The 8,278-nt window shown below is 37.5% G+C and carries 9 protein-coding genes; 1 reads left to right on the top strand and 8 read right to left on the bottom strand.

The features are described from left to right. Positions 1-413 (top strand): Uma2 family endonuclease (locus tag F6K54_RS35040; RefSeq protein ID WP_293088307.1); only part of this gene is annotated, 413 nt, incomplete at its 5' end. A 167-nt stretch (positions 414-580) separates the two neighbouring features. Here the strand turns inward: F6K54_RS35040 and F6K54_RS35035 are convergent. The 8 genes from F6K54_RS35035 to F6K54_RS35000 form a co-directional block, all read right to left on the bottom strand. Next, a complete protein-coding gene (locus F6K54_RS35035; protein WP_293088306.1) occupies positions 581-913 on the bottom strand; it encodes a type II toxin-antitoxin system VapC family toxin in 333 nt (110 codons plus the stop codon). Between the two features lie 77 nt (positions 914-990). After that, complete coding sequence (locus F6K54_RS35030; protein WP_293088305.1) at positions 991-1,218, bottom strand: AbrB/MazE/SpoVT family DNA-binding domain-containing protein; 228 nt, start codon at positions 1,216-1,218, stop codon at positions 991-993. Positions 1,219-1,353: 135 nt separating this feature from the next. After that, complete coding sequence (locus tag F6K54_RS35025; RefSeq protein ID WP_293088303.1) at positions 1,354-2,793, bottom strand: tetratricopeptide repeat protein; 1,440 nt, start codon at positions 2,791-2,793, stop codon at positions 1,354-1,356. 162 nt (positions 2,794-2,955) lie between these two features. After that, entirely contained in the window at positions 2,956-3,942 is a 987-nt protein-coding gene (locus F6K54_RS35020; RefSeq protein ID WP_293088301.1) for an SPFH domain-containing protein, read from the bottom strand. A gap of 14 nt (positions 3,943-3,956) precedes the next feature. After that, on the bottom strand, positions 3,957-5,027 hold the full coding sequence (locus tag F6K54_RS35015; protein ID WP_293088300.1) for a hypothetical protein: 1,071 nt from the start codon (positions 5,025-5,027) through the stop codon (positions 3,957-3,959). 2 nt (positions 5,028-5,029) lie between these two features. Beyond that, positions 5,030-5,623, bottom strand: coding sequence for a hypothetical protein (locus tag F6K54_RS35010; protein ID WP_293088299.1), 594 nt, complete (start codon positions 5,621-5,623; stop codon positions 5,030-5,032). A 23-nt stretch (positions 5,624-5,646) separates the two neighbouring features. Further along, positions 5,647-6,507 carry a 5'-methylthioadenosine/S-adenosylhomocysteine nucleosidase gene (locus F6K54_RS35005; protein ID WP_293088297.1) on the bottom strand — a complete coding sequence of 287 codons (861 nt, stop codon included), beginning with the start codon at positions 6,505-6,507 and terminating at the stop codon, positions 5,647-5,649. 251 nt (positions 6,508-6,758) lie between these two features. After that, positions 6,759-8,278 (bottom strand): toprim domain-containing protein (locus F6K54_RS35000; RefSeq protein WP_293088296.1); only part of this gene is annotated, 1,520 nt, incomplete at its 5' end.

Below are 8,278 nucleotides of genomic sequence, written 5' to 3'. Positions count from 1 at the left end.
TTTGGCCTCTTGGTTCCACAACTTTTAAAAATGAATTGATGCAGCAAGGTATTGAACCTGATGACTGTTTTTATATTGAAAATGAGGCAAAAGTACGAGGTAAGAAACGAATAGATTTAACTGTCGATCCGCCTCCAGATTTAGCATTGGAAATTGACGTTACTTCTCGCACTCATCCTAATATTTATCAAAACTTAGGTGTTCCTGAATTGTGGAAGTTTGAGAAGGGTAAGTTGAAAATTTATGTGTTGGAAAATGGGGAATATGCAGAGTCGGAATTTAGTATTCATTTTCCTGATTTGCCTTTGACTGATACTATTCCTGAATATTTGGAACGCTCTCCATTTATAGGTTGGAATAAAACTATGAATACTTTTCGCGCTTGGGTGCAGGAACAACTTTCTGCAAAATAAAGTAGTTTGGGTAGAACGATACTGATACCCAACAAAGCTTAGTAGGGTGCTGTTAGCGATAGCGTAACGCACCAGGCAACATCAAAAATGGTGCGTTACGCTCCACTTCGTTCCGCTAATGCACCCTACTAGATTGGTAACTCTACCAAACAACGCCTGCTAAAAAGCTAGACACCATTAGGCGTAATCAGTTGAATAGCTGGGAAGTATGTACGATAACGATTTACATCGCGGGTTAGCAGAGGAATATTTGCTACAGTAGCATGGGCACCAATATAAAAATCAGGAAGTGGCGATCGCCTTTCTCCACCACGCTGACGATATCTTAAAAAGCTTTGTCCTGCTAGGAAAGCTGCTGAATAAGGCAATGGGTCTCGACGAAAAAAATCTTCTGGTAAAGCTTCTTCAACTTCCTCTGGTTGATTAAATCCAATAGATATTTCGGCGTAAATAATGGGATTAATTATCAAATCTCCCTGGTTGGCGTAGTTAGTTAGCATTTGCGATGATCAATCAAACCATTGCGGGTCTTCCGTGAGAACATCTAAGATGACATTACTATCGACTAGAATTTCACTCATAGTTCTTCGCGAGTTAGTTGCATAATTTCATTAGTTGTCAGACGGTTGGTTGCTTTGCCACGAATAGCAGTAATAATTTCTTTTCCTAGGTTGGAGTTTTGAAGTTTGCGAATTTGCAAAGTGTTTCCTATGACTTCAAGTTCAACTTCTGTTCCACGTCGAAACTCAAGCAGGTTTTGAATTTCTGGAGGGATAGTAATTTTTCCTTCAGTGTCAATTTTCATAATTTTTATCCTTTTGGGTTAAAAAGTTTGAATAATATTTGCTGCTAGTATATCACTCATCATATATGTGCTTGAATTGCATTGGAATGATAGCTCAAATTTTTGTTTTTCGACAGTGACTGCTACAACTATTCGTTAGTCAAACTTTCTTTCCTCACGATACATTTCCAATTCATGCTCTTTACCTATGGTAGTGCATTCGTAACCAGGAACAGTTTCTTGAACCTTCCATCGTGTCATAATTTTGTCTTTACCACCAACATAGTCCATTTCAACTTCTCCCTTGCACTTCTTATATCCCTTATCGTCAACAAATTTGTACCTAGCAAGATTGCTATTATTCTTACCGCACTGACTAGGATAGAGTAAACCGCCCACACCATTTTCAGAATAGACGCCACTGTGTTTTCCCGCCTCACAAGCTTCTTTGTATAAAAACCATTGTGCTACTCTTGTTTTATTACCTTTTGTAAATAAAAAGTAATACTTTTTTAGCTTGTCTAATATACTAATAACTTCGTTGTAAGAGTCAGTTTGACCACTATTTAAAAAAATGTTTGCTGCTTTATCAAATTCTTTAATAGCAGCTTTGCGATTGCCAAAATTAATATAGTAAAGATTTCCTATTCTGGCGTAAGCAAGCCCGTTTTTAGAATCAATTTGAATAGCTTTTCTATACTCCTGCAAAGCAGCGTCTTTATCTCCTTTTTTTTGATAAACATCTCCACGACCAACGTAGGCTGGTGCATATTTGGGGTCGATATTAACTGCATTAGAATACTCTTTAAAAGCAGCGTCTTTATCCCCTTTTTTTTGATAAATATTTCCACGACCAACATAAGCTGGTGCATATTTTGCTATTTGCAAACTTGCAGTATAGTCCTTAAAAGCAGCTTCAATATTTTCTATATCTAAGTAAGCATTTCCCCGCTTATAATATATCTGGCTGTTAGGTTGAGCTTTTATTTCCTTCGTATATTTTTTAATATTTCTCTTTGATTCATACTCTTTAGTTTTTAAGGAAGCATCCCATCTAGGAGACGAACTAGGATAATGGCACGTTAGCTCTGAAGGTCTCCATTCACCAGCCATAATCCAGTGTTCAAGAGAACACCAATTTGTGACATTACTCTTAATTAATCCAGACAAACCTATATAGGGACCTATAAACCAAATAGGTAAAATAACTAGAGGTAAAGCATACCACTTTTTTTGAGGAAGCAAACAAGGTACTCTTTTTATTTCTTTAGATAAGTCTTTTGCTTTTCCTTTTAAAGATTCAACCAGTCCAACACTATCACCTAGAAAATAACCTAGTGTGTAGACTATTTTTGGTGGCTTACCTTCGTTTTTTCTTATTCTTTGAGTTATTTGGTAGTCAAAAAATAATAATGATGAGCCAATAAGTTTTGCAAATAATAAAGCTATTTGTAAAATTATTACAGTTGCCCACGGAAGAAAACGAAGAGTGAAAAACGGACCAATAAATATTACAAGCAAAAACACCACTAATACTTGCAATGGGATGGGTTTAGTTAGTATAGGTTCCCACAAACTTTGAAAAATAAATCGCATAAATATTACAAAGTAATAGTTTACATTTTCGACAGGAATTACGCGTTTTTTTTTAGTTTTAAAGACTACATATCTATAACTTTATAGCTTTTGAATGCTACAGATAGTGTCTTTGCGTAATTCCTGTTCTACCGAAATTGATTTACTTGACTAACTTGATGACTAATCGTCTTTGTCTCGACTAATGTCATCAGGTATAGATATAGATGGCTTAACATCGTGAATCTGCTGAGAATCTTCCGTTTCACTAGATTCCGATTTACTCTCTAAATAAGCCAGTGATTGCTCAGATAGTCCACCTATTCCTAACTTAGCAAACTCATGAAGCTGCCAAACTTCTAATTTGCCTTTTTCAATTAAGTCTTTTAAATCCTTAAGAAATTCCTGCTTTCTTTGACCATCTATTTCTTGTTGATTTAATGCTACATCTAGCATTTTTTGATCTGCTGGATCGTTTGGATCGACCATTGCCAAGAGAGTTGGCCAGTCACCAGATTTGATTAAATCTGCAAAAACTCCTGCCCTGTTTAACTTTAAGCGAAATTCTGCTGTTTGTTGCAATTCATTTAGTTCAAAATTCCTGGAAATCTGAGTCTTCTCATCCTCAAAATCATAGTCTTTCAATTTCCTGTTCACAAGACGAGCTTTAACTTCTTCATCCAAAGAGAGCGTGACAAAAGCAGAACCTATTGGTTTAAAGCCTTTATCACGAACCTCATGTTCGATTCGATCAACAATAGCATTTTCAGCTTCTCTACTCTGCTCGTGGGTGTATCTGCGGCTAGTACGCCGCATCACTTCAATTGCTATATCTTTTAAAAACTGATCTGCATCTGTTCTGGCACGCCGCAGAATCACAACAGGATCGCTCACTGCATAAGTTAGTCTAACCTCTGCATGAAACTCTAAACCATCAGCACAAGGTAACTTTTCATCGAAATTGAGTCGGCGATCGCCCATATCCACTTCGTAGAATTTACTGTATTTCCCAAACAGTAATTCTCCTTGTGTCAGACCCTGCTCACCTTCATAAACAACAAAAGGCTGTCCACCACCAGTAAAAACAAGAGCACTCCCTGGTTGAGGCGGTTCAGGACGTTTCCAACGATTCAATTTCTTTTCTACAAAAAGCAACTTTTCTTCCGGCATTTTTCGCTCCTATGTTACAAATGTTTATTAATTAAATTTAGAATCTGAATGGCTGTTTGAGAATTTATAGACCATATCTTTAGGTAATAGCACATTCTTTTGCGCTCATTTCCAGAACTGGCAGCTAGTGTAAAAATAATTCTTGCAAGAGTTTTATATAAAGTTGGATGTCGATCAACAAACTCCAACCAATTCAGAATTTCAGCCAGTATAGAATCTCTTCTCGATCCTAAATTGAGACCGTTCCTCATTAGATATACTATTGGGTCTTCAAAATCCTTGCTTTCTTTTGCCAGCCAAAGTAAGGTTGGTTGTCGAATATCATTTTTCACAATCCATGATTTACGCATTAACCCCCTGAAAATAAGCAAACTTAATCTATAAACAGAAGTATTCTCTCCTTGATCTACCCATTCTCTAAGTGTATTTAACACAAGACCATGTAGTTTGGGAATTTGAACACCCGCATTAAACAACTTTTCTACAGCTTTAGCAATATCTGAGAACAGCTTGCCATTGCCTGATTGGGCAATTATCTTTAAGTTATCAAGGGCTTTTTCAGGAACAAGCAATCCTATGTAACCACCGTATGCAGCAATAGCTGTCCATTGCAAAGAGGACGATGTTTTTAAATTACTCCAGTGATCTACAAGATTTAAAGCTTGCTGGGCGATATGCTCTTGTTCGTTATATGCGACTACAGCAAGAGCTAAAGCTGCTAATCTTTGAACACTTGGTTTACCGGATTTTGCCCAAGGTGAAAGTATCTTTCTAAGTACAGGAAGAAACTCATAGGTTGCTAACTGCCCTACAGTTTCTGCTACTTTCAAGCGCACTTCAAAATTTTGCCCTTCTGCTAGCTCATATAACCAGTGAAGTGTGGCTTCTGCATAAGTATCATACTCATCCCAAACATGGGATAGAATAGACAGCGGAGCTTCTTGCTCTTCAAAGAAAACTCTCTTTATGGGATTTTTCCCAGATTCAGTAACTTCGTAACTTTCAACTAAATGTGCAGAAACCTCCTGAAGCCATTCACTACGTTTTTTCTCGTTTACTCCTGTGTTTAGACTGGTAGGTGTCATATTTATGTTCCCAATTTTTCTTGAGGTTCAAGGATAGACTGCAATTTTTTACTAGCTTGATCGACTGTGCGATAGTTACAGCCATTAAGTGCTGCCAGAGCAATCATAAAGCTGCGTGTTTTAACATCTTCACGTCTATCAAATACTGACTCAATAGATTCATTTTTCTCTTGGTTATCAACTGATTTATTCCTTTTTTCTCCTGAAAATCCCTTTGTGTTAGCATTTAAATCTCCTCTTACCAAATTTCCATTCTCAATTTCTACAGGACTATCTTTAATATGAATACTGTCATAATAATAAGAATAATGAGTAGTTGTACTGAATAAGCTGTCAATTCCAACTTCTTTTGCTTTTGTGTAAAATAATTTAAATAGAAGTCGGCCAAATTCTTTTTCTTCGTCTAAAGTAGAGTCTTCAGCTTTATCGGCTTCAGTATTAAATACACTCTCTGCTGATTCGAGACCCTCTTCTTCTGATATTGCCTCAACAAATTGGTTGTCTCCCTCCTCTGTTGATTCAGTTTGAGCAGAATTAAAGTCTTCAGATTGAGGTTCGTTTACATTAGGATCGTCAGAAGTAGGTTTGTTGTTCATTTGATTAAGTCCTTAACTACTTATTAATTAACGTTACCCCGAACAATATTTCCATCTTTTAGTGAGACAGGTGAGCGATCAATATGTATACTATCAATGTAAGTGTTTGTTTGAGTAGAACTTTTATCTACTTGCTTTTCGCTATTGGTATCTGGTTTGAGTTTGCCCAATACCTCAAACGCAAAAGCACTAGCATGATGAGCCGCTATTTCTTGATGGCCACTAGCATCGGCTTTACTCTTACCATCAATTAAATCAGAAATCCCTCGAATAATTAATGCTGAAACTTGTTGATTAGCATGAGCAGCTTGTAAAATACCACGTCCTTCCATTTCCACTGCTAAAGCATCACCATAATTATTTTGAAGAAAATTAAATAAATCCGACTCTTTATTCGCAACCACCTTTTCTCCGGCTGCAATAGGAGCAACAAATACTGTAGGGTTTGCTGAATCAGAAAGTCTAGCTAACCAGTCTGTTTTTTTAGCTTCACTTTTTGCCCGTTGGATCATATTATAGCTTGAAAGACCTACATCCGGTCTAGGTTTAAATACCTGCGCTACCTTCCCTGATTCATAACCATAAACCTTGGTAGCTGCTACCACATCTCCTAGTTTGACATCTTTAATTCCTCCTGCTACCCCTACAAACAGAATCACATCAGGATTAAAATAGGCGATCGCTCTTTCTGCTTCTATAGCTGCAGATGAATTTCCTTTACCTGTTTCTACAATACCTACTTCCCATTCATTGTATTTACCAGAAAATTGACCCTTCTCATAAATTGCTCCTTGAGGGTGTATCTTTTCGTGCAAATCACTTAGATGATTGCGTACCGCTATATATTCAATTGGAATAGCTGTTAGAATAACTGAACAAGGCATAGATTTATCTTTTTAATTAACTTACTTATCCTTTACATATTTACCCTAGCAAATGTCAAGTAAGATTGACAACTGAAAATCTATAAAAAAGCTGTCCTCAAAGGATAGAACTTTAGACCCAATTTTTTTACGGTAAAAAGCCTTTTGTCTGGCCAAATGTACTATTTTAGCGATCGCCTACTTTATTCTAGAGTGAGCAAATATTGAGTTATACCATCTAACATCAACTAACATTTGCCCACTCTACCTAATTAAATATCCAAATCAGTAATATTCAATTTTGGTCCATAAGTTTCAATAAACTCGCGCCGAGGAGCAACCCGATCGCCCATCAAGACTGTAAATATCCGATCCGCCTCCGCAGCATCTTCAATTTCTACTTGCTTCAAAGTCCGAGTTTCTGGGTTCATTGTCGTATCCCAAAGTTGTGCTGGCATCATTTCACCGAGACCTTTAAACCGTTGGATAGTATAGTTGGCATTAGCAGGAAACTCATTTTGAACGAGTTGGTTAAGTTCGCGATCGCTATAACAATAGTAATGATTCCTACCCCGCTCCACTTTATACAAAGGAGGGCAAGCAATATACACATAACCCTGATCAACCAACGCTCGTTTATATCGGTAGAAAAATGTTAATAACAACGTGCGAATGTGGGCACCATCAACGTCTGCGTCAGTCATAATAATTACTTTATGATAGCGTAGTTGAGCAACATCAAACTCATCACCTTTGATACCCAAACCTAAAGCTGTAATCATTGATTGAATTTCATTATTTTTGTAGATTCTAGCATCGTCCGTTTTTTCAATGTTGATGATTTTACCCCGCAACGGTAATATCGCTTGGAAACGGCGATCGCGACCTTGTTTGGCACTATTATGAACAAAAACTCCACTAGCTAAGGCAAAGTTGTGAGTATTAGGAACTTCAATGTCGTAAACATCCCGTCGCTCTTCCAGAGGTTCAATAGAAACAACCCGATGATTATAGTTACGAATAGCATCCCGCGCTAAAAATTCGTCTCCTCCAAAATAGCGATTGCAGAAAGTCTCAAACTTCAACATCGACTTATCCTTCTCGCGACGACGATAAATATCATACAAATCCAAATCTATGAAACGAGAACTCTGGTAAACCTTATGCAACGCCTCAAGAGTCTTGCGATAGTAAGTTTTATTTAATGCTTCGCGACGCTTGGCACGAAATTCAGGAGTCCACTGTTCCTTAGTTTTTTGCCGTCGCCACTCCAACAAATCTTCATCTTGCCATTGCTGTTTTGCTACTTCAGAAGCTGCCTCCCGTGCTTCTGGGTTATTCACAAAATAATCCCGCACTCGTTCAGCTTGAGCTTCACAGTTCTCAGCTTTACTCCAATATTCCTGCTGTGCTTTCATTAACTGTTCGCGATTTTCTTCACGATACTCTTCATTGCTATCATAAAATTCGCGCCATTTCTGAGCCATAAAAGCTTTATATTCATCAACTTCCCACTGCGCTTTAGCTTGTTGTGACAAAATTTCTCGTGTCTCAGGTTCCTGCATTCGTTCCTTCATCTTCGCCCGAAATTCATCAGTTGTATGAGCTTGACGACTTTTTTCTTTGACATCAGGACGATGCAAAGTGAATTCAAGATGTTCCCTGTGTAATGCTAAGTGTTCCTCTGCTGGAAGTCTTTGAATATTGGTAGGATTATTATTGAGTTTATTAAAATCAACATGATGACGATGGTTGCCATCTGCTGACTTATATACTCCTGCATTCAAGTTAA

The organism is Okeania sp. SIO3B5, assembly GCF_010692555.1.
Taxonomy (GTDB): domain Bacteria; phylum Cyanobacteriota; class Cyanobacteriia; order Cyanobacteriales; family Microcoleaceae; genus Okeania.
The sequence above is the reverse complement of the archived record's forward strand: the minus strand, read 5'-3'. Positions and strand labels throughout refer to the sequence as shown.